The following is a 245-nucleotide window of genomic DNA, read 5'->3' on the forward strand; positions in this document are numbered from 1 at the left end:
GATAGCCGAAACGCCGTCGCTCATTGGCGAGATCGCGCAGCCTCAATCGCAATTCTACCTCCGGCGGTCGGCAGGACCGATATCGTACCATCTTCCGATCCGCAGATATAATCTGGCAGGCCCGCCGTTCCGAAAGCCCCATGACGGCCTTCAGATGCGCGACGGCGTCGCGTTTGGCGGCGGGCCCTACCATTTTTTTGCAAGAAGCTCGCGAAGTGCGGCTGCATCCAGCATCTGTTCGGCCA

Annotated in this window: 1 pseudogene; it reads right to left on the reverse strand. The window is 60.4% G+C overall.

The features are described from left to right. Positions 1 to 245: pseudogene (locus tag C5748_RS27685) on the reverse strand (IS3 family transposase); the annotation flags it as partial.

It is taken from the genome of Phyllobacterium phragmitis, assembly GCF_002980495.1.
GTDB classification, from domain to species: domain Bacteria; phylum Pseudomonadota; class Alphaproteobacteria; order Rhizobiales; family Rhizobiaceae; genus Paramesorhizobium; species Paramesorhizobium phragmitis.